This is a genomic window from Mesorhizobium sp. M0983, assembly GCF_040318975.1.
In the GTDB taxonomy this organism is placed as follows: domain Bacteria; phylum Pseudomonadota; class Alphaproteobacteria; order Rhizobiales; family Rhizobiaceae; genus Mesorhizobium.
This window is the reverse complement of record NZ_JAMYNH010000023.1, coordinates 1-21,640: the sequence shown is the minus strand read 5'-3', so window position 1 is coordinate 21,640 and position 21,640 is coordinate 1. Positions and strand designations below refer to the sequence as shown.

At 62.2% G+C, this 21,640-nt stretch carries 18 protein-coding genes and 3 pseudogenes; 13 read left to right on the top strand and 8 right to left on the bottom strand.

The genetic code is table 11. The features are described from left to right. Positions 1 to 122 precede the first annotated feature (122 nt). From NKH71_RS27850 to NKH71_RS27810, 9 genes and pseudogenes are all read left to right on the top strand, one after another. Positions 123 to 1,310, top strand: a complete 1,188-nt coding sequence (locus NKH71_RS27850) for a magnesium transporter (RefSeq protein WP_352895504.1) — start codon at positions 123 to 125, stop codon at positions 1,308 to 1,310. Positions 1,311 to 1,449: 139 nt separating this feature from the next. After that, positions 1,450 to 2,190: pseudogene (locus tag NKH71_RS27845) on the top strand (SulP family inorganic anion transporter); the annotation flags it as partial. Positions 2,191 to 2,260: 70 nt separating this feature from the next. Then, positions 2,261 to 3,604, top strand: coding sequence for a cyclic nucleotide-binding domain-containing protein (locus NKH71_RS27840; protein WP_352895536.1), 1,344 nt, complete (start codon positions 2,261 to 2,263; stop codon positions 3,602 to 3,604). A gap of 312 nt (positions 3,605 to 3,916) precedes the next feature. Then, positions 3,917 to 5,191, top strand: coding sequence for a tetratricopeptide repeat protein (locus tag NKH71_RS27835; protein WP_352895503.1), 1,275 nt, complete (start codon positions 3,917 to 3,919; stop codon positions 5,189 to 5,191). A gap of 11 nt (positions 5,192 to 5,202) precedes the next feature. Then, positions 5,203 to 6,015, top strand: a complete 813-nt coding sequence (locus NKH71_RS27830; protein WP_352895502.1) for a FecR family protein — start codon at positions 5,203 to 5,205, stop codon at positions 6,013 to 6,015. Between the two features lie 15 nt (positions 6,016 to 6,030). Further along, positions 6,031 to 8,076 (top strand): CHASE2 domain-containing protein, encoded by a 2,046-nt coding sequence (locus NKH71_RS27825; RefSeq protein WP_352895501.1) that lies wholly within the window; start codon positions 6,031 to 6,033, stop codon positions 8,074 to 8,076. Between the two features lie 744 nt (positions 8,077 to 8,820). Next, positions 8,821 to 9,066, top strand: a complete 246-nt coding sequence (locus NKH71_RS27820; RefSeq protein WP_023722247.1) for a type II toxin-antitoxin system VapB family antitoxin — start codon at positions 8,821 to 8,823, stop codon at positions 9,064 to 9,066. Then, positions 9,066 to 9,494, top strand: coding sequence for a type II toxin-antitoxin system VapC family toxin (locus NKH71_RS27815; protein WP_352790604.1), 429 nt, complete (start codon positions 9,066 to 9,068; stop codon positions 9,492 to 9,494). Before NKH71_RS27820 ends, NKH71_RS27815 begins: the two co-directional genes overlap by 1 nt. A gap of 157 nt (positions 9,495 to 9,651) precedes the next feature. Next, a pseudogene (locus NKH71_RS27810) lies at positions 9,652 to 10,316 on the top strand (IS5 family transposase); the annotation flags it as partial. Positions 10,317 to 10,340: 24 nt separating this feature from the next. On the opposite strand, the gene NKH71_RS27805 reads toward NKH71_RS27810, so the two are convergent. From NKH71_RS27805 to NKH71_RS27775, 7 genes are read right to left on the bottom strand one after another with little or no spacing between them, the layout of a single operon-like run. Next, on the bottom strand, positions 10,341 to 11,132 hold the full coding sequence (locus NKH71_RS27805; protein WP_023722251.1) for a sugar isomerase domain-containing protein: 792 nt from the start codon (positions 11,130 to 11,132) through the stop codon (positions 10,341 to 10,343). 36 nt (positions 11,133 to 11,168) lie between these two features. Continuing rightward, positions 11,169 to 11,939 (bottom strand): GntR family transcriptional regulator, encoded by a 771-nt coding sequence (locus NKH71_RS27800; RefSeq protein ID WP_352895500.1) that lies wholly within the window; start codon positions 11,937 to 11,939, stop codon positions 11,169 to 11,171. Next, on the bottom strand, positions 11,936 to 12,811 hold the full coding sequence (locus tag NKH71_RS27795) for an ROK family protein (RefSeq protein ID WP_352895499.1): 876 nt from the start codon (positions 12,809 to 12,811) through the stop codon (positions 11,936 to 11,938). The genes NKH71_RS27800 and NKH71_RS27795 overlap by 4 nt, the downstream gene beginning before the upstream one ends. Beyond that, positions 12,808 to 13,545, bottom strand: a complete 738-nt coding sequence (locus NKH71_RS27790; protein ID WP_352895498.1) for a PIG-L deacetylase family protein — start codon at positions 13,543 to 13,545, stop codon at positions 12,808 to 12,810. The genes NKH71_RS27795 and NKH71_RS27790 overlap by 4 nt, the downstream gene beginning before the upstream one ends. Beyond that, positions 13,542 to 14,375 (bottom strand): carbohydrate ABC transporter permease, encoded by an 834-nt coding sequence (locus NKH71_RS27785; protein ID WP_352549465.1) that lies wholly within the window; start codon positions 14,373 to 14,375, stop codon positions 13,542 to 13,544. The genes NKH71_RS27790 and NKH71_RS27785 overlap by 4 nt, the downstream gene beginning before the upstream one ends. Before the next feature lie 2 nt (positions 14,376 to 14,377). Beyond that, positions 14,378 to 15,310, bottom strand: coding sequence for a carbohydrate ABC transporter permease (locus NKH71_RS27780; RefSeq protein ID WP_031195041.1), 933 nt, complete (start codon positions 15,308 to 15,310; stop codon positions 14,378 to 14,380). Between the two features lie 27 nt (positions 15,311 to 15,337). Further along, on the bottom strand, positions 15,338 to 16,603 hold the full coding sequence (locus tag NKH71_RS27775; RefSeq protein WP_352895497.1) for an extracellular solute-binding protein: 1,266 nt from the start codon (positions 16,601 to 16,603) through the stop codon (positions 15,338 to 15,340). 327 nt (positions 16,604 to 16,930) lie between these two features. Between NKH71_RS27775 and NKH71_RS27770 the strand changes: the two genes are divergently transcribed. From NKH71_RS27770 to NKH71_RS27755, 4 genes are all read left to right on the top strand, one after another. Next, positions 16,931 to 18,223: an ABC transporter substrate-binding protein gene (locus NKH71_RS27770; RefSeq protein WP_352895496.1), complete on the top strand. Its 1,293-nt coding sequence runs from the start codon at positions 16,931 to 16,933 to the stop codon at positions 18,221 to 18,223. Positions 18,224 to 18,266: 43 nt separating this feature from the next. Further along, the gene (locus tag NKH71_RS27765; RefSeq protein ID WP_352857326.1) at positions 18,267 to 19,157 is read left to right on the top strand and encodes a carbohydrate ABC transporter permease; all 891 of its coding nucleotides are present in this window, start codon (positions 18,267 to 18,269) and stop codon (positions 19,155 to 19,157) included. Continuing rightward, on the top strand, positions 19,154 to 20,026 hold the full coding sequence (locus tag NKH71_RS27760; RefSeq protein ID WP_352895495.1) for a carbohydrate ABC transporter permease: 873 nt from the start codon (positions 19,154 to 19,156) through the stop codon (positions 20,024 to 20,026). The genes NKH71_RS27765 and NKH71_RS27760 overlap by 4 nt, the downstream gene beginning before the upstream one ends. Before the next feature lie 167 nt (positions 20,027 to 20,193). Continuing rightward, a complete protein-coding gene (locus NKH71_RS27755; RefSeq protein WP_352895494.1) occupies positions 20,194 to 20,874 on the top strand; it encodes a hypothetical protein in 681 nt (226 codons plus the stop codon). Positions 20,875 to 20,897: 23 nt separating this feature from the next. On the opposite strand, the pseudogene NKH71_RS27750 reads toward NKH71_RS27755, so the two are convergent. Further along, positions 20,898 to 21,526: pseudogene (locus NKH71_RS27750) on the bottom strand (DUF6088 family protein). Positions 21,527 to 21,640: the final 114 nt, after the last annotated feature.

Sequence of the window (21,640 nt, the reverse complement as noted above, 5' to 3'; positions counted from 1 at the left end):
TACTCGGCGCCTGGAGAAGGCGAAGATTCCCGGATCGAGGCGCTTAGGCCACTGCGCCAGGGCGGAGCGATCAGATTCGTGTCATACCGTCAGAGGCAAGACACTCGCAATTGGGGGAACAGATGAAGGAACAGAACGACGTTGAAAAGCTGGTGCGCACGCTGCGTGCTCGAGCACCTGATGACGCGGCGGTATTGCTGGCCCGAGAGTCTCCCGAGTTCATTCGGGACACACTAAAGTTGTTGCCGGACCGGCACGCCCGTAAGGTGGCGGAGCATTTGCCGCCGCATATGCGGCCTATCAAGCCTCACGGCGATGGCAAGGACCCCGCAATCCCCGAGTCGCTCGTCGAGCTGATGGACCCGATTCCCGCCAGCGTTCCTGTCGGCACGACGGTAGCCGCCGCAGTGGAGGCCGTCAGACGCACCCAGGTGCCGACCGAGCTCACTTATCTCTACGTCACCGACCAGGGCGACAAACTGGTTGGCCTCGTGGTCCTGCGCGATCTGATGCTGAGCGAAGCGGACGCCACGGTGGATCAGATCATGCTGCCAAAGCCGTTCGCCCTCCCCGTCGGTCTGTCCTTGAGCGACGCCTGCAAGGCTGCGGTACGCCGGCACTACCCTGTCTATCCAGTGGTGGACGCGGAGGACCGGCTGCTCGGGCAGGTCCGTGGCTGGCGCTTGTTCGAGCAGCAAATCATCGAGATTTCTGCCCAGCCTGGCCAGATGGTGGGTGTGCAGAAGGAGGAGCGTTCTTTCACGCCGCTGTTTTCAGCCTTCCTGAAGCGTCATCCGTGGCTGCAACTCAACCTGCTGACGGCCTTCATGGCCGCTTTCGTGGTCAGCTCGTTCACAGGCACGATCGAGAAGATCGTCGCCCTGGCGGCATTCCTCCCGGTCTTGGCCGGGCAGAGCGGAAACACCGGCTGCCAGGCATTGGCTATGACGCTACGTGGCCTTGCCCTGGGCGATGTCGATAAGCGACCGAAACTGCACCTGGTGATGAGGGAGGGCGCGCTCGGGATCGCCAACGGCGTGCTCGTCGGTCTTGTGGCGGCTGCGGCCATGTGGTTCTACGCCTCGCGGCAGCCGGAGTCGGCAGCCCAGGCGCCCATGCTGGCACTTGTCATCCTGCTCGCCATGTCCGGATCGTGCCTCATGTCCGGAATCTCCGGCGTGCTGATCCCGTTGGGGCTGCGGCGGGTCGGCGCCGATCCGGCCGTAGCTTCGGCGATCTTTCTTACCACCGTCACCGATATCGTAGGCATGGGCCTGATGCTTGGGCTCGCCACCATGCTCGTGTTGTAGTTTTGGCGTGTCCGCCGATGCGCGTCCTGCACAGGACGCGGTCGGCGGGATCATCACCGTTGGATTTTTGGAGCTTTGAACCACCGTGACTGAGCAGGTTGCGATACAGACGGATTTTGCGCGTAATTTAAGCGCAGGCATGGGCTTTCTGGCCCAGGAACTCACCGCGGGCGTGACGACCGCGGGCGTAGCATTGCCGATGTGCGTCTCCTCCGGCGTCCTTGCCCTATCACCGCTCGGCGCAGATCGGGTGGCGGAAGGCGCGCTTGCCGGCGTCATCGCTGCCATTGTCGGCGGCATTGTCGCGTCCGCATTTCAACGGTCGTGCTTCGTGACGACCATGCCCAGCAACTCGCTGATCCAGGCGAGCCTGCTGGGATCCCTGTTGGTCGCTCTCGACGGCAACACGACACAAGCGCTGCTTGCCTTCGTCGGTTGCGTGATGCTGACCGGCCTATGGATGATGCTTATCGGCGCGACCGGACTCGCCCGGATCGTCAAGCTTGCCCCCCATCCGGTTGTCGCCGGGTTCGTCTCGGGCGTCGGAATCCTGGTCATCAAGAGCCAGACGCCGATGCTTCTCGCAGTCTCCTCCTGGAGCGGCATCATAGCGGCGGACTTCAGCCTGGCGACGATCACAAGACTTCCATTCGGTCTTGCGCTGATCGCGGCCATGGCGATGATCACGCGGCTTGCCCCCAAGATTCCGGCGCTGCTTGCCGGCCTGATCATCGGCTATGTGATCTACCACGCAGCCCGCCTGTGGGCGCCCGACATTGAGCTCGGGCCCGTTATCGGATCGATCGATATAGAGGGCTGGGCACCGGTAAGCATGATCGAGGCTGCCTCAACGCTCCGGCTGGGGCTGAAACATATCTGGTGGACCCTGATTGCGGGCTCGTTGACCTTGGCGATCGTGGGAACGCTCGACACCGTCTTTACCCTGCGCACTGCGCGCCAATCTGGCCGACATTCAGGTCGGCCAGGACCGCGCCCTTATCGGGCTGGGCATGGCCAATGTTGTCTCTCCCATGATGGGCGGGCTGTTCGTATCCACGTCGGCCGCGCTGACCGCCGCCAACTACCGTGCCGGCGGGCGCATGCGCACGTCGACGTTTGCGAGCCGGGCGGTGCTGCTTGCGGCCATCCTTGCGTTCCCGGATCTGATCTTCTCGATGCCGCTGGTTGTGCTGTCCGCCATTCTGGTCTTCGTCGGCATCAATACCATCGACCGTTGGGCGCTGCGGACGGCGCGGCAGGCACTTCTCGGCGACAGTGCGGCGGGCCGCACCCAGGCACGGCGCAATATGGCCGTGGTCGCCGCTGTGGCGCTCGCCACAGTCCTTGGCCAACCCGTTGTCGGCGCCGTGGTCGGCGTGGCGCTGGCCTGCATTGTCTTCATGATCGAAATGAGCCGACCGGTGGTGCGGCGCAAGGAGATCGTCGGCAAGACGCGCTCTAGGCGCATCCGCTCCACTGCTCAGACCGAGTTGCTGGCGATTCACGAGCGCGAACTGGCAGTCCTCGAGCTGCAGGGGGTGCTATTCTTTGGCAATGCCGATGAGCTCGCGGAGGAAATTGACCGGCTGCCCAGCGTGGTGCGGGTGATCATTCTCGATTTCCGCGCCGTCAGCGACGTCGACGCCTCCGGCGCGTTGACCTTGCAGCAGATCTCCGCTCGCTGTGCCCGGCGCGGTCAGCGATTGTTCTTCAGTGATCTCAGGGATGCCGAGGCCCTGGAGGAGTTTACGTCACAAAGCGATGGGCCCAACATCTACCCCGATCTCGAGGCAGCGCTGGAGCGCTTCGAGGAGGAAATCGTCGAGCGGACCGACAGTGCTGCCCGCTCGGTGATAGAGGTGCCGCTCGAGCGCACCGATTTCGGCATGACCATGGCGCCGGAAGATCTGAAGATGCTGATGAGCTATCTCGACCGCGTCGAGTTCCCCAAAGGCGCCGTGCTGTGCCGCGCTGGCGATCAGGCCGACCGACTGTGGATGCTGACGCGCGGCTGTATCAGCGTCTGGGTGGATGCGCCTGGCGGGCGGCGGCGGCTGGCAAGCATCGGGGCTGGATGTACCGTCGGGGAAATGGGCTTCCTTACCGAGCGACCGCGCTCGACCGACGTGATCGCGGACGAGGACGTTGTTGCCTATGAGCTGACCTCGTCGGCCGCCAACAAGATATCAAGGGCCAAGCCGCATATCGCGCAAGCCGTGTTGAGAAGCATTGCCCGCCAGCTCTCCGATCGCCTCCGCAATGCGACGGAAGACCTTCGGATGAGCCATATGTGACATCGATGGGCTAGGCAGCGACCAAATGCGCGCAGAATCACGCGAACTATATTGATCTTGAAGAACGCTAGATTCGCTATCCGGAGATGAGTTTTGTTAGTTTATGCCGCTACCGAATACTTCGGCCAATACAGCAACTCTGCGAAGATGTTCTGGCAACCAGCGCAGCCGAAATGTGAATTGACCCTATTGTTTGTTGCGCAGCTGCAACAGCTGCTGAAAACTCGGACGAGTTCGTCACAGGTCAGTCGCCTTTTTCTTGTAGTCGTGCTAAGTCGTTCGCACTAGTCGGGTTTGGGGTGGGTTCTCGGCATGCAATCTTCGTTTCGAACGGTCGTCGGCTGCGCCGCAGCGCTGCTTTGTATCGGCGTATTGCCGGCCGGCGCGCAGGGTCTTTTTTCGGCCTATGACGATGCGTTTTCAGCCCGCATCGCCAGTCCGGCCGACAACGGAACACTCGCCCAGTTCGTCACGGTTGCCGTCAACGCCGGGCAGTACGATCAGGCGATCTCCTCAATCGAGCAGTATCTGATCAAATATCCCCGCGATGCACGCGCCCGGCTGGCGGCCAGCCGGTTGTACTATCATGTCGGCTCCTATGAATTGGCCCGGCGGCAGGTGCAGTACGGCATCGAAGTCGGCGGCCTAACCGCAAGTGAGCAGCAGGAAGCTGTTCGCCTGCTCGCCCGCATCGAGCGCGCGTTGCGTGGCATCACCTGGGAACTCGCCCTGACCGGCGGCGTGTTCAGCGCATTTACCGATTTTGAGCCCGGCGGGGCGCAGGACGACGACAGCTTCGTCTCGCCCTATGGGCGGGCGGAAGGCTTTGTCCGGTGGGACCTCGGCACGCCAAGTGCCGACGCTCTCGTCCTTTCGGGGTCGTTGACGGCGACACAGCGCTTTTTCACGGAAGACCTGTCGGTTCCAGGTAGCAAGGAGACCTTCATCCACGGCAACGCCGCGATCACCTGGGACAAGGGACTGCCCAATAGTGGGATCGATTCGCTGCGCCTGCTGCTTTCGGCGTTCACCGTTACAGATCGTTTCGACAGCGATATCCACGAAACCGGCATTGGCCTCAGTGGACGCTTCCTCGTTCGCCCGACGGTCGAGACGACGCTCTTCGCCGGTGGCGGCTACATCGATCTAAGCGCCTCGCAAGGCATTTTCGCCGATAGCAGGGTTTTCTATGAGGCAGGCGGCAGTTACCGCTTCCGCAATGGCCAGGCGCTCGGACTGCGCTTTGTCGGCTCGAATGACTTCGCCTCCGGATCTGGCGAAATCGGCCGCAGCTACACGGGCGAGGTCCGCTATGGCGGCCTGTTGATGAACGTACCGGATCTTTTCGCATGGTCGCACCAGGTCGCCTTCTCGGCCGGCCATAGCGACACTCCCGATCTGTCCATCGGCATCGGCACAAATATCAAGAGCGACTTCTGGCGCATTGCCTCGGAAAGCGATTTTCAGCTGACGGAGTCGCAGAAGATCAGCGTCGATCTTGCCTATCGCGAAACCAACTTCGACATCGCCAGCCGCGACCGAAAATCGTTCGAAATGCTCATGAGCTACACGTTGACGCTCAATTGAAAGAGGCCGCGATGAGGACCCCGTACCGTCAGATCGCCATTTTTGTCGCCTGCCTTGCCTTTGCGGCACCATCTGCCGCTGAAACGGTCGGGTCGATGACGGCCTACCAGACCAACATCGTCCGCAACAACGGCGGGACAATGAACGTCGGTGCCGGCGTCGAACTCGGCGACCAACTGCGCAGCAATCCCACTGGTCTTGGAATGCTGGTGTTCCGGGACGAATCGAGCGCCAAGATTGGTCCAAACACCAGCCTGACGATCGATGAATTCGTCTACAATCCGGGCTCCGGATCGGGAAAGATCGACATCGGGATGAATAGCGGCCTGGCCCGTTTCTATGGCGGCCAGGTTTCGAAAGGCGGCGTCATGCAGGTTGCGACGCCGCATATGGTGCTCGGAGCCAGAGGCGGCATCATCGAAGTGCTGGTGGCAGCCGGCCAGACCGTCGGCATTCTGCGCGCCGGCCGCATGACCTGCACGATCAATGGGAAACGGCTGGTCATCACAAACCCGGGCTACGCCTGCACATCGGAAGATGGCAAGCTGCTGACCGGCTACGGCGGAATCGACACCTTCCCGATATTGGACAGCATCGACCGGATTGCCGGCACCGGCCTGCCAGGCGCACCGGGTCCGGGATTGGACGTAAGCGCGCTTTGTGCGTCGGCACTCGGCGGCTCGCTCAAGGTCTGCGAGTCCAGCGATGGCGCATTGCCAGGAGTGGTCATGGAGTTCCCCGACAGCCCAACGCCACCTGCCGGTGGCGGGGTGAAGGATGAGGGCGATGGCGATGGCGAGGGCTGCGACTACTACTGCAATTAGGCCCGGCCGCACGACATGAGCCTTTTGGCCGGTTGGCGCTGGGCTGATTGGCGGCAAGCTGGCAGGCGCAAAATATCCGGCCTTGTGGTCGTGCTCCTGCTGCTCGCTTGCCATTTGGCTTTTGACGGGCCGTTGTCGCGCCTGCGTGAGCGGACGTACGACTTCTACCAGTTTCTCGCCCCACGCCAGGCGACGAGCAATCCTGTCGTGATCGTCTCGATAGACGACGCCAGCCTCAAGGCACATGGGCGATGGCCCTGGAACCGTGGCCTCTTGGCCGATCTGGTCGATGGCATCACCGCATCCGGCGCGGTGGTGGTCGGGCTTGCGCTGGTACTCCCCGAGGCCGACACCTCGCCTGAGGGCATCGGCGGAGACAAGCGCCTGGCAGCGGCGCTGGCCAAAAATCGAACGGCGCTTGCCGTCAGCCTGGGCAACGAGGCGACGGTTTCAGAAGCAGAGCCCAAAGCCGGCTGGTCGATCGTCGGGCAGGTACCCGACACACTTCCCGGGTTCACCGGCCTGACCGGCTCGCTTGCCGAATTCTCGAACGCCGCCGCGGGCCTCGGCGTAATTCGCACCTTGCCCGATCCCGACGGCGTACTGCGCCATGTGCCGCTGCTGTGGCTTCGCAATACCGCTCAAGGCGTGCAGCTGTGGCCGTCCTTCGCGCTCGAGCTTCTGCGCCTTTACGCCGGGCAGGACGGCTACATAGCCCGGATGAATGCCGCCGGGTTCGACGCACTCAGGATGGCCGGCGCCATCGTGCCGCTCGAGCCGGAGGGGAGCATCCGCCTCTGGGAAACCGCCACGGATACGCCCCGCATATCTGCCAGCACTATCCTTTCGGGCGGCAGTGATCCGCGGCTGCGGGACGCCATCGCCATTGTCGATCTGTCGGCCGTGGGACTGACGCAGTACCTGCCCACCCCGACGCGTCCAGCGCGACCAGGCGCAGACATCCACGCCGATGCAATCGGCCAGATGCTTGCCGGGCGCTACCTTGCAGAGCCAACGCACGCGCGTACGCTCGAGCGGCTCTGGTTTGTCCTCAGTGCCGTCGTTTTCATCGGACTTTCCGGAGTGCTCGCCTGGCGTGTCGTGCTTGGTGCCCTGGCTCTCGTGCTGCTGGCCGTCACGCCGTTCGTGTTCGGCGCTCTCGAATACAGCCTGCAGGGTGCACTCTATGACCCGCTGCAGCCGGCGCTTGCGACGATCCTGGTAGCCGGCTTCGAAGGCTATGTTCTCTACAGGCGCAGCGAGCAGCGCCGGTCCACCCTGGCACGGCAGTTCTCCCAGTATCTGTCGCCTTCCGTGGTGCAGCGCCTCGCAAGCTCGGACACCGAAGCGATCCTGTCCGGCGAGAAGCGCGAGATCACGATCCTGCTCAGCGACATACGCGGCTTCACGACGATGAGCGAACAACTCGATACCCAGGAAATCGCCAAGGTGGTCAATCACTTCCTCGGCATTGCGACCGATGAGATCCTCAAGCGCGACGGCACCATCGACAAGTTCATGGGCGATGCGGTGCTCGCCTTCTGGAACGCGCCGCTTGATCAGCCGGACCATCGCGAGCGCGCGCTCGACGCGGGGCTTGCCCTGATCGAACGGGTGAAGCGTGAAGACGCCGCCTTCACCGCGGACGGCCACCCCTCCATCGCAATCGGCGTCGCCATCGAGACCGGCATCTGCTCGGTAGGCAATTTCGGCTCCGAACGGCGCTTCGATTACACCGCGATCGGCTCCCCGGTGAACCGCACGGCACGGCTCGAGTCGACGACCAAGAAGCTGGGCATCCCCCTGGTGCTTGGTCCCGGCTTTGCGGCAGGAGCATCGATGCCGGTCGTCCAGGCAGGCGCTTTTGAGCTCCAGGGTTTCAAGGGCGAGGTGCCGGTTTTCACCGTTCCGGAGATGCAAGCTGCTCACCAAGGTATGAGCCGCGAAGTAGAGAGCCAACGTGGTGAGCAATCTGGCGCCCCTGCCGTGGTGGTTGGTTCGCCGCCATCCGTGCAAATGGCACCGCCTGATCTTGCACCCCGAACCCGAAGCACACGCTGACCGGATCCAGCGGATGGCAGGGGTGCCGACCTGCTTTGTGAACTAATACTGCTGGGGAGGCCTAGGTGTCATCAAACGGCCCTTTAATTGCGGGTGGCTGTCAATCCGGATCAGCGCGACAGCCGATGAGACGCGGATAGACGGCGAAGGGATCCGTCGAGGTAACCCCGGCAATGATTGTCGAGGCCGCCGAATTTTCGAGCGAGAAGATAGGCCGTGTTATCCAGTTCACCACGAATGGCAGCACGGCTTCGTTGAGTTAGCCGGCGCCATCATGTGGAGGCAGCGCGTGGTTCAGATTGTTTATCCTCGCCGCCGGATCATGCGCTCGGGATGTTCCCAAGAGCATCCAGCCGTAGCACTCCCCGAGCTGCCCTAACGAGAGAGTTCGCTGGGCCGGGATTATGGCCGTTATGAACCTGACGCAATCGATGCAGCGCTGGCCTCGTCGGGCGCGTGGGCGGTCTATCGACATCAATCGGTCGCGCGGATGTTCGGATGCGCAGGCGTCGGCGTACGCAGCACCGATGCGCCTTGGGCATGTGGGCGTTGACAGTGACATGGCCGCAGCGACGTGTTTCAGACGCCGAGCAATTCCAAGGACTGAGCACCAGAACCGAACCTTCCGACGGATTTTCGCGAGCTGCATTCCTCCCTCCCCTCCTTATCAAAACCGCCGCTCGCGAATTCGCTGGCCAGTATATCTGCGATATGATATACATATATCACTTAGAGGATATACAAATGCCGCTCTTCATTCGCGATCCCGACGTCGATGCCATGGCCGTCGAGCTGCAGCAGATTACCAACGCGCGCAGCAAGACCGAGGCCGTCAGAACCGCCTTGCGCCATGAGATCGAGCGCAACCGCGGCAGCGTCCCGCTGCGCGAGAGACTTGCCAAAGTCAAGGAAATGGCACGGCGGATCGGGCCGGCCAACCCTGATTTCGATATGAAGAAATTCACCGACCAAATGTGGAGCGACGACTGATGTTCGTCGATGCCTCGGTGATCGTTGCCATCCTGAACGAGGAACCTGGCGCGGAAGAACTGGAAAAGCGGCTCGCGGCCGCGACCAAGCCGCTGTATATCTCCCCGCTCGTCCGGTTCGAGGCAGTCCAGGGTCTCGCGCGAGCATCGGCCGAAGCCATCAAAAAGAACGCCAAGCCCACGGCCGACATGCTGGCGCAAGCCCGTGAGACCGTCGACGCCTTTTTGATCGAGATCGCCGGCAAGGAAATCATGATGTCCGGCGACATCGGCGACCGGGCGATCGAAGCCAGCATGAAATACGGCAAAGCAGTCGGGCACAAAGCCGATCTCAATTTCGGCGATTGTTTTGCCTACGCTTGCGCGAAGGCTCACCGGCTTGCCCTGCTTTACAAGGGCAATGACTTTTCACAAACTGATCTGGCGTAAGGCTTTCCTGGCCTTGCATCGCGGCGCGAGAGCCGATGGGCCCTTTTGCATGCTTTGGGCGAATCGTCGTCTTTCATGGTTAAACGCAATATTACGACGAACGTTCGCTGCAGCACTGGTTTTCTTCGGCACGATCACCGTCCAGGCACAGCGGGCAGACGGCATCTTCTGGGTGCTGCGATCGGGTGCGCCATGCCGCGATCTTCCAGGGGGCGATACGGCCCACGCACCACCTGCTACAATCGCTTCGTTCGATGGCGGAAAGCAGGTGTGTGGGACCGCCTCATGCATGGCATCACCAAAGCCCATGATGCAACGGTGCAGATGATCGATACCTCCATTGTTCGCGTCCATCAGCAAGGCGCGACAGCAAAAAGGGGGATCGAGATTATTGTCTCGGTCGTTCCCGATGCGGGCTGAGGACCAAAATCCATGCTCTTGTCGACGCCGAAGGCAGGCCGATCAAGCTGACGCTCACGGCAGGTCAAATGAGTGACATCGCCTACGCAGCGGACTTGATCAAGGATTTGCCCAAGGGTGCCATGCTGCTCGCCGACAAGGGCTATGATGCCACGCCTTGCGCAATGCCGTCACCGAGCAAAAGGCATGGGCCAACATCCCGCCCAAGGCCAACCGCAAGGACCCGATGTGCTTCAGCCCCTTTCTCTACAAGGCCCGCAACCTCGTCGAACGTTCTTCAACAAGGCCAAGCAGTTCCCTCGCATCGCAACTCGATATGACAAGCTGGCAGAAAACTACCTTGCTGCCCTGAAACTCGTGTCAACTCGCCTCTGGCTACGCGGTGATGAGTCTACGTCCTAGCGTTTTGCGTGCCCTGCCCGGTTGTCATTCGCCGCGCATGGTCGCCTGGAACGTCGGCAGGTGCTTCTTCTGCGCCTCGAGCATTTTCTCGCGATAGACGCCATAGATGACGTCGGTGTCGTGCAGTGTGACGCCGGCAATTGTCGGCGAGGCAAAAACCGGCAGTTCGATGCCGCGTTTCGAAAGCGCCTCGGCGGTGCGCGCGATCAGCTCATGCGCCAGGATCATGGCAAGCACGGTCGACGAACCGGAGACCGGCCGGCTCCAGCCCTCGACCGGCACGATGGCATCCTCGATCGGCGAGCAGGTGTCGATGACAAGGTCGGCGGCATCGGCAAGCCGTTTGCCGGAAGAGTGCGTCGCCGGCTTGTCGAGATTGTTCTTGCTAGTTATCGCAACGACGAAGATGCCGCGTTTTTTCGCATAAAGCGCGGTGTCGATGCCGGACGAATTGCGGCCGCTGTGGCCAAAGATGATGATCGAATCGCCTTTGTTCAGCGGCTGGTGGTCGAGGAATTTCTCGGCGTATTTCTCGGTCCGCTCCAGCCACAGAAGTTCGCGCACGCCGCCGGCGCCGAGCACGTTATGCCACATGACACGCGGGTCGGTCAGCGGATTGAAGCCGACATAGCTGCCGTAGCGCGGAAACACTTCCTGGACCGGCAACACCGAGTGGCCCGAGCCGTAAAGATGAACCAACCCGCCGCTCTCGAGCGTGTCGGCAAAGCGGCTGGCCGCTTCGCCAAAGGCTTCGGCATTGGCTTTCGAGGCCTGTTCGATGAGGGCGGCAAGGCGGGGTATGTAAAGATCGGACACGTCGGTACTCCTGTTATGGGTCGGCTTGGGTATGGCTCAGCTTCTTGCGGTTGGCGCGGCGCGACCGGCACGCAGCGTCGAGCGGATTTCGTAGCGGTCGCCACGCATCACCGAGACAGTGAATTCGAACGGGCCGCGCTCGTCGGTGGTGATGCGCTCGACCACGAAAGCGGGGCTCCCCGCAGGCAGATCGAGCAACTCGGCATCCGCCGCCCCGACCGCGCCGACACGGTAGTTTTCGCGCGCTGCGACCGGCACGATGCCATAGTGGCGTTCCAGTGCTTCGTAGAGCGAGCCCTGCAGCAGGCCGGCATCGAGAAAGCCGGGCACGCGCGCGGCCGAGAGCTGCGCCGTCTGGATGCCGATCGGCTCGTTGTTCCCGAGCCTGAGCCGCCGGATGCGCACCACCGGGTCGCCCTCCTCGATCTCCAGCGCTCCGGCCGCGGCGACGTTGGCGGTGGTCAGGCTGCAGTCGAGCAAGCGAGAGCCGGCGACCACGCCCATATTGCCCATTTCCTGGGTGAAGCTGGTCAGTTCGCGGGTGCCGGCGACCAGCGTAGTGGAGCGCACGAAGGTGCCACGGCCATGTTCGCGCCTGAGCAGCCCGTGCTCCTCAAGATTGCGCAGAGCGTGGCGCAGCGTGATACGGCTCACCCCGAACAGGGCGCATAATCTGTCTTCGGCCGGAATCTGGTCGCCGGTCGCCCACTCGCCGCTCTTGACGATGGCGCGGATGGCCTCTTCCACCTGATACCAGAGCGGCTCGGGCCTTCGGCGGTCGGGCAGATGGAAGCTCGCTTGACTCATCTTATCTGCCTCCACTGTGCTCCGGCGAGACCGGCCAGCGCGGCGCCGACGAGACCGGCGCGGGAGCCGAATTCGCCGGACCGCAGAACGACATCGCGCAGATGCGGCGGCAGCTGACGCTGCAAAGCCGAAAGCAGCGGCGGCCCTACCACGTCCAGCGCATCGGCAAGACCCCCGGAAATCAGGATCGCCTGCGGATCGAGCAGCGCGACCGCACCCGCAAGGACAGTGCCCAGCCGGCGCGCCGGCAGCTCCAAGGCGTCAAGTGCGGCCGTGTTGCCAGCCCGCGCGGCCTCGACCAGCCTGCCGCCATTGGCCAGCCCGATCTGGCGCGCCGCGGCGTCGAACGCCCGCCCGGAAGCGAAGCGCTCCAGCCAGCCGCTGCGGTCCTCGCCTTCATCCTCGATGTCGGCGCAGGCCCAGCCGAATGAGCAGGCGCCGCCACGTGCGCCGGCAACGATGCGGTTGTTGGCCAGAACGGCGGAGCCGATACCGGTGCCGATCGCCAGCAGGATGGCATCGGACAGGCCTTTTGCGGCACCTTCGACCGCTTCGGCCAGCATGGCGACCTGCGCGTCATTGCCAATGGCAACAGGCAGACGAGGAAACAAGGCCGCGATGTCGATGCCGTCGAGATAGGGAAGGTTCGGAATCCAGCGGCAGACCGAGCCCTCGACAAGTCCGGGCACCGCAAGCCCGAGGGCGTCGACCGGACCGGCCTCGGCGCGCAAGGCACCGATACGGGCGACGAAGGCATCCAGGCTTGTCGGCGCAGGCTCGCGGCTCAGCATCTCCAGCCAGCGAACATCGCCGCTATGGATTACGGCGCGCAAATTGGTGCCGCCAAGATCGATAGCCAGAATGCGTGTCATCGAGAGCCGCTCCGATTGGCCGGCGCGAACAGGCCACTGCCGGCTTGCCAGGACTGCGAGGCCGCCGCAAAACCCTGCGCGTAGCGCGTGCCGCGCAGGCAGCCGCGAAGCCGATAAAGCGCACTGCAATAATCGACGTAGGGGAAACTGCTCAGGCCGCGTGCCAGTTCGTATTCCCGCACCGCCTCGCTCCAGGCCTCGAAGCCGTCGGTGACGTCGACGAGGTGTTCGGGGCGAAAGCCTTCGTCGTCCTCCCAGTTTTCGCCGAACAGCAGCAGTTGCGGTGTGTGTGCAGCATGGTCGCGCTTCAGCGTCGGCAATGCCGCAAAAAAAATACCGGTCTGTGTCAGTCGGGCCGCGGCGCGATGGTCCTTGTGCCAGCTGCCATGCCAGTGAGTGATGACGATTTGCGGCTTCAACTCGCGCACAACATCGCAAACCTTGAGCGCCGTCTCGTCGTCGCAGGGCAGGAAGGCGTCGTGCAGCCCGAGACTGCGCATGGCAACGCCCAGCCTGGCTGCGGCCTTTGCGGCCTCCTCCTGCTTCTGGACGCAATAGTACTCGGGGGCGAGGCTTGGATGGCCCTGCTCGCCCATGCTGAGATGCAGGAAGGTGACTTCGGCACCGCCTTGCACCGCCGCCGCCGCCAGTGGACCGGCAATCACCTCGGCATCGAAGGCATGCGCCCCGACGACCAGAATCGAGCGTGCGGCATAGACCTTGTCCTCGATCATTTCGCGCCTCCCCCGGAGCCGACGCCCTCGCGAATCTGGCGGGCAAGCAGACAGTACATGATCAGGATGGGCGCCATGGAGATGGCAAGCGAGGCGAACACGAGGCCCCAATCCGTGCGGAACTGGCCGACAAACACGCTGATCGCCAGCGGCACGGTCTTGTAGCGGTCGTCGAAGATGAAGATCAGCGGGAAGAAGAAGTCGTTCCACACGGCGATAGCGGTGAAGATGGCGACGATCGATACGGCTGGCTTCACCATTGGCAGCACGATCTGGAACAGAATGCGCGCCTCGCCGGCCCCATCCATGCGCGCAGCCTCGTCGAGCTCGGACGGCAGTACCCGCATGAAATTTGCGAAGATGAAGACGGCGAAGGGAATGCGGATGGCCGAATAGACGAGGATCAGGCCGATCAGCGAATCGAGCAGGCCAAGGTTGCGCATCAGCGTGAACAGCTCCACCGAGGCAAGCCGGATCGGCAGCATGATGCCGGACAGGAACAGGCCGAGCATGATACCGTTCCAGCCCAGCCGATAGCGGCTCAGCGGATAGGCGGCCATTGCCGACACGATAATCGTCAGGATCACCGCACCGCCGGTGACGATCAGGCTGTTGATGAAATTCTGGCCGAGATCGGCGCGCGTCCAGGCCGCAACGAAATTGTCGAAGGCAAAGCTTTGCGGCAGGCCGAGCCTGTTGTCGTAGATCTCCGCCGTGGTCTTGAAACAGGAGACGACGAGAATATAGAGCGGCAGCAGCACCGCTGCGGTCCACAGGACCAGCGCCGTCCAGCCGGGCAGCCGAGCAAGCTGTCGAGGGATGGCGAGCATATTCACAGTTGCACCGTGCGGCGGTCGAAGAAGCGCAGCATCACAAGCGTGCCGATGCTGAGGATGAGAAACAGCAGCGTTCCCAGCGCAAGCGCCAGGCCTATATCGGTGATACCGACCGCGCCTTCGGCGCCGAAAGCGAGCCGGTAGAAATAGGTCACCAGCGTGTCTGTGGAATAGCTCGGATTGCCCTGCACGCCTTGCATGACATAGACGATGTCGAACTGGTTGAAGGTGTTGATGAACGACAGCGTCGTCAACGTGCCGACGGCCGGCATCAGCAAAGGCAGGGCAACCGAGACCAGCATACGGCCGCTGCCGGCGCCATCCAGCCTGGCAGCCTCGAATATCTGGGACGAAATCTGCCTGAGGCCGGCGGTGTAGATCAGCACCGGCAGGCCCATCCAGTTCCAGGCGTCGACGGCGATCAGCATCACGAGTGCCGTGTGGCTGTTGCCGAGAACCGTCAGGCTGCCTTGATGCAGGCCAAGGCCGTTGAGCATCCATTCGATGGTGCCGCCGGGCGCCAGCAGCAGCCGCCACAGGGCGCCGACGATGACCGGGCTCAGCACTGCCGGGAAGAAGAAGACCGACTGGAAGAAGGCCGCCCCTTTGGCGCGCAGGAACAGCAGCCAGGCCAACAGCAGACCAAGGCCGTTCTGGAACAGCATGATGCCGAAGAACCAGGCGACGTTGTGCCAGAGCGCTCCGTAGAGCCGCCCACCGCTCGGGAAAACGAACAGGCGGGTAAAATTCGACAGGCCGGCGAACTCCAGCATGCGCAGGCCCCTCCAGACGAAGAAGCTGCCCCACAGCGACATCAGCAGCGGATAAAGGACAAACAGCGCATAAACGGCCAGTGCCGGCACGATGAACAGCACGGCCATGCGCTGCTGGGTGCGCTGAAGGCTGCTTTTGCGGCGACGGGCGATCATGTGCTGTTTCGCGCAGGGTGTGACGGCCTACTGCTTCGGCTTGAACCAGCTGCTGACGGCGGCCTGCATGTCCGCCGCCAGCTTCTGCGGCGTGATGTTGCCTTCGACCATGTCGATGATCTCGGACTGCAGGATCGAGGAGGCCGTAGGCGTTTGCCAGCGGAAGCCGACAAGCGTCAGATAGGGTGTGGAATTCTTCGACATCTCCATCATCGTGGCGAGTACCGGGTCCTTCACGGTGACGTCGGTACGGGCCGGCGGCCAGCCCAACTCGTCGGCGAAGAGCTGCGCGAACTCGGCCGAAGCCATGAAGTTGAGCACCTTGATCGCTGCCTCCTTGTTGGTGCTTTCAGAGACCAGACCATAGGAGCCGTCTGAAAAGGCCGAGGTGTAGAGCTTGGTGGCAGGATCGTCGGCGGGGAACGGGAAGATCGAGAATTTCAGCTTCGGGTTCTGCGCCTTGAAGCTGCCGTTCTCGAACGAGCCGCCGAAGAACATGGCCGCCTTGCCGCCGATGAATTGCTGTGTCGAGGTGGTGTAATCGACCCCGGCAAAGCCGTCGGAGAAATATGGCTTCAAGTCGGCATAGCGTTTCAGGGCAGCCACGTAGCGCGGATCCTCGAAGGTCGCCTTGCCGCTCATCATTTCGTCGTAGAAGCCCGGGCCATAGATGGTCGGGCCGACAACACCGACGCCGATCTCCAGCGCCCAGGCGGAGCCGTTGGCACCGCCGGCGGCTATTGGCGTTATCCCCGCCGCTTTCAGCTTCTCGCAGGCGGCGACGAAATCTTTGTAGGTCTTGGGAATGTCGATGCCCTGGGCGGCGAAGATGTCTTGATTGTAGAAGACGCCCATCATCGGCACCGAATAGGGCACGCCATAGGTCTTGCCGTCGGCACGGCCACGAGCGCCGCCCAGCGCGCTATCGGGCATGTTCTTCAGCTCCGGCACGCTGTCGTCGAGCGCGTCGAGATACCCACCCTCGATGAACGGTTGCAGTTCGCCGTAAGCCTTGAGCTGAGCGATATCAGGCCCGCGGCCGCCACGCAGCGCCGTGCTCAGCCGGTTCTGGTAGTCGGCGTCGGGGGTGAACTGGATGTTGACCTTAATGCCGGGAGTCTTGGCCTCGAAGGCGTCGAAGATGCGGCGCATCGCAGCCTCGTCCTCGGTGCGCCAGCTCCACAGGGTCACGGTGTCGTCGGCCTTGGCCGGCAGTGCGGTGAGGACCCCGGTGCAGACTGCGGCAAACCCGCCGATCAGGCCGAGTGCGGCGCGTCGATGAATTGAAAGCATGCTCAGTCTCCCATTCTTGTCGATATTGTCATCCCACGGCGGTTCAAAAGCCGCAAGGCAGTCATAGCTTTTCTCATGTCATTATAACGACATGACTTGGACCGCAAGTGCCTTGCGGTATGTTCGGGCATGGCCGGCAGCGGAGAAACATCTCGAACTGTATCAGATAATTTCTTGTTTTCACGATGTAATCTTGCATACTTGGTTGACCGCAGTAAGAAAACGCCGCAACACCGGCAGGAGCTCTCCACGAAGATAGCGCTTGCATCGTTGCTTCAACTTGTCATAACGTCATGGACGTCGCTGTGTGGCTATGCGGAGGGTCGGATGTCTTTGGCTTGGATTTCGAAACTGGCGCTGGCTGCAGGGTTGTTGGCCTCGCCCACCATTGGTTGGACCCAATCGGTCAACATCTCCTATCTGACCCACTGGTCGCCCGAAACGGTCGCTTTGCTGGACGCCGCGGCCAAGGACTACGCCAAGAGCAATCCGGATGTGACCGTCACCGTGCGCGCCGTCCCCTTCGGCGATCTCCTGACGACACTGCGTTCCCAGGGCGGCAGCTCGGACGGGCCGACGATCGGCGGCATCTATGATTTGTGGCTGCCCGAACTGGCGCGAGACAAGCTGGTCGCGCCGGCCCCCGATGCGGTTGCCGGCGAGGTCAAGAGTGCGTGGCCGGCCGGTGTCGTCAGTGCGGCCTCTGTTGGTGGCACGCTCTACGGCATTCCAAACGAGATCGACGTCTATGCACTGAACTACAACAAGGAGCTGTTCAAGCAGGCAGGCATTACGGCCGCGCCGAAAACCTGGTCCGAATTGAAGGATGCGGCCCAGAAGCTGACCAGGAAAGATGCCGGCCAGCAAGGTTTCGGCATGATCAATTCCTGGGCGGCGGGCGTCGTCCATCCCTTCGCCTCGCTACTGGCCTCCAATGGCGGCGAGCTGGTCAAGGACGGCAAACCGGTGCTCGACAGTCCTCAAGCCGGCGAGACTTTCCAGCTCTACGAGGACCTGATCAAGTCCGGTGCCAGCGATCCGGCGATGGCCACGGCCGACGCCAACACAACCGGTCCCTTCCTCGACAATTTCGTTTCCGGCAAGACCGGCATGATCATCATGGCCAACTGGTGGGAAAGCGCATTGAAGAGCGGCATGGGCGACAAGTTCTCCAATATCGCCACCGCACCCATCCCGGTGGGTCCGAACGGCGACAAGCCGCACTCGATCTCCTATTCGTGGATGACCGTCGTCAACGCCAATGCCGGTGAAGCCGAGCAGAAAGCGGCATGGGATTTCCTGGCGTGGCTGAACAGTCCGAAGTCCGGCGAGAACGGCGCCTCGGCAATGTCGGATATTCTGATGTCGATGGGCATCCTGCCGACGCGGACCTCCGACATCGAAGCCCATAAGGACAAGCTCGGCTCCGAGTTCCTGTCCGGCTATGTCAGCGTCCTTGCCGACGCCAAGCCCTTCCCTGTCGTGCCGGGCGGCCAGGAGTTCAGCGAATCGCTGCAGCAGACGCTCGAGGCGTTGCAGTATGGTCAGCTCTCGGCCAAGGATGCGCAGGCGAACGCGCAGGCCGATGCCGTCTCGATCCTGGAGCGTGCCGCCAAATAGCGAAGGCGCTGTTTCGAGAGCCCGGCGCTTTGGAAGCAGAGCGATGATCAAGAACTATCGTGCCTCGGCGGGCATCATGCTGGCGCCTGCCGTGACATTGATCGGTGTTTTCATCCTGCTGCCGATGCTGCTCACCATCTGGCTGTCATTCCAGGACTGGTCGACGCAGACGCCTTTTTCCAATGCGAGCTTCATCGGCTTCGACAATTTTCGCGAAATATTCGGACCGACCTCGGTCGGGCGGGATTTCAAGCGAGCACTGCTCAACACCGCGATCTACACGGCATTGTCGGTGATGCTCATCCTGCCCCTTTCGGTCGCGTTCGGTTTGATGGTCTACCAGCGCGATGTCGCAGGCGGCACGGCGCTGCGGACCGTGTTGTTTTCCACCTACATGGTGCCGATGATCGCCGTGACGCTGGTCTGGTCGAAGCTTTATTCGCCGAGCGAAGGGCCGCTCAACCAGATGCTCGGCCTCGCCGGCATCGGCCCGCAACCCTGGCTGTCCTCGCCAAGATCGGCGTTGATCTCGATCGTCGTCCTCAATGTCTGGCAGCAGATCGGCTATTTTACCGTGCTGGCCGTTGCCGGGCTGACCCAGATCCCGGGCAGTCTTTACGAGGCGGCGACTCTGGACGGCGCCACCCGACGCGAACAGTTCCGCTTTATCACTTTGCCGCTGCTGCGGCGCACGCTTCTGTTCAGCGCCGTCATCGCCATCATAAACGCCGTGCAGGTGTTCGAGCCGGTGGCGCTGATCACCCAAGGCGGGCCGGTCGGCTCGACCAATGTGCTGACCTATCACATCCGCCGTGTCGGCATCGAGCGCGCGCAAGGCGGATTGGGCTCGGCCATGGCAGTGATGCTGATGTTGGCGCTGATCGTCGTTGTGTGCGCGCTGTTTGCATTTGCCAACCGGAAGGATGACGAATGAGCGCGCCGGGCCGATCAGCATCGAGCCGGTTGGCGCGCAAACGCCTGGCGGGCCGCAGAGCACTGCTCGCCACGCTAATGCTGCTGGTTGCCGTGGCCTCCGCCTTTCCGCTGTTGTGGATGGTGCTCTCCAGCCTGAAGACGCCGGCCGAAACCATGCAGGTGCCGCCGGTGTGGATACCGCGCACGCCGAGCCTCGAAGCGTATGAGAAAGTGTCCGGCATCATCAATGTCGGCCGCTCGATGTGGAATTCGCTCGTGATCGCCACGATCACCACCGCTGGCATTCTGGTCACCAGCATGATGGCTGGCTACGCCTTCGCCAAGCATCACTTTCCCGGCCGCTCACTGCTGTTTTCGGTGCTGATCGCCACAATGTTTCTGCCGCCGATCGTGACTTTGGTCCCGCTGTACCGTCTCGTCGGATCGATCGGTCTGAATGCCAGCCTTGCCGGCATCATCGTGCCCAACCTCGCCAATGCCTTCGGCATTTTCCTGATGCGCCAGTTCATCGCCGGCGTGCCGGACGATTTGATCGACGCGGCACGGATGGATGGGGCGTCGGAACTTGTGATCCTGTTCAAGATCGTCGCGCCGAGCGTGGCGCCCGCGACCGCGGCATTGGCGCTGTTGGCCTTCGTCTATCATTGGAACAGCTATCTGTGGCCGCTTACCGTGCTGCAGGGCAATGCGGAAGATTATCCGATCGTCATTAGCCTCAGCCGCCTGCTCAGCTACAACAGAGGTGCGCTCAACACCGGACTGGTCATGGCGGGCGCCACTCTTGCCGTCCTGCCGCCACTGGTGCTGTTCGTTTTCCTGCAGCGCTTCTTCGTGGATTCGATCGTCGGCTCGGCGATCAAGGGATAGCGTCGGGGGCACTGCCGGCTTACGCCGGTCGGTCGTTGGGACGCGGTCTGCAAGCTCCAGGCAATCAGCGAACTTGGACGCCAAATGCCCACAGCTTAGCTGCACCTGTGATACCGGTTGTTGTGCTACATATGTAACCATGCTCATCACCCCAGGAGCGGGAGATCATGGCACTTACCCATGAGACTATTGAACTGTCGGGATTTGGCGTCCTCACCGGAAGGCCGAAGGAGGTTGGTGACCGACTTGATCGCCTAACTGCCGAGCTGGTCATAGCAGTAACGGTCGAGCATGGGAGTGAACCTGCTGTGCGCGGCCTCGCGGACACGCTCGTCAGCATTGCGCCTCTGGTGCGTACGATCCTGATGAGTCGCCAGCGCGAAGCCATAAACACGATAATCGACGCCCTGGTCCCTGACGTACTCCCTCCGCAACACGTGCTCACACAAGCGCGGATGGCGGCCGAGGCGAGAAGAGAAGTATTGGAAAGCGGCGGTTGGCTGACCGCTCCTCAAGTCGCGACAATGGCAGGGTTCAGCACGAGCAACCCACGTGCGCAGCCAAATAAGTGGAAAAAACAAGGCCGCATCTTAGCAGTTCGGCATCGGGGTGTAGACTATTTTCCCGGCTACGCTCTGGATATTGCAGCTGGATATCGGCCCACTAAACCGCTCGCTAAGGTTCTGAGTGTGTTTCGCGGGAAAAGGGATGCCTGGGGGCTCGCCTATTGGTTTGCATCGATCAATAGCTTCCTTGGCGGCAAACGTCCGCAAGATGTGCTCGCCTCGGACCCCGAACGCGTTCTTTCAGCTGCCGTGGATGAGTTAGCACGCGCACCACATGGCTAACCGACGCGGCTTGGCGCACGAAGCTATCCATGAGCCGCATCCGATGGTGAGTCGCCAATGGCGCTTAGTATTGGACGCATCCAAGCCGCGCCTGTATGGCGGTTGAGACGAGTCTCTTTTTGTTACTCAGGGACAGTTGGCGCGACGCGATCTGAACGACATCGGCGGCCCGTGATGGCCCGAGATGCCGCAACGCCTGAACGACTGTTCCCGCAGCACTCCCCGGTGCTATCGAGTGTTTGGGCGACGCATGGCGCAGGTCGATAACACGCTTTCCGAGCACCACGCGACGGGATGGACCATCCGTGAGATACGAGGTTCGGGCGGGAACTTGGCTGGTCAGACCAAGCGCATTGGCCGCATGCGTCCCGGCGACCTGCACATGAGAGCCCTTCTCCCTGGCCAGCGCCTGGGCAACATAATCGGGCGACGGGGAAAGCGCCCCAAGTTTTGGATGCAGTTTCGGGAAATCGTAAAGTCCGCGGGCGAGACGCCGCAACCTATCTCTTTTGACGAGGCGCGAGAGCGCCTGATCGATCGCTGACCGTCCCGCCAGATCAAGAAAATCGCTGGGCGTGAAAACGCTCCCGCGCCCACTACCGCGGGCGCGCCTCAAGATCCGATCAGGAACTGAGGAAACGACCATCTTCATGCGTCAGAAAAAGTTGTGTGCGTCAAGTTCTGCAAAAATGGCGTGGCAGTAGCTGTGACGTCGGCGTGTCCGCCGCGCAGCCCCCGTGTTTAGCGGAGCGGCGGACACACGGCG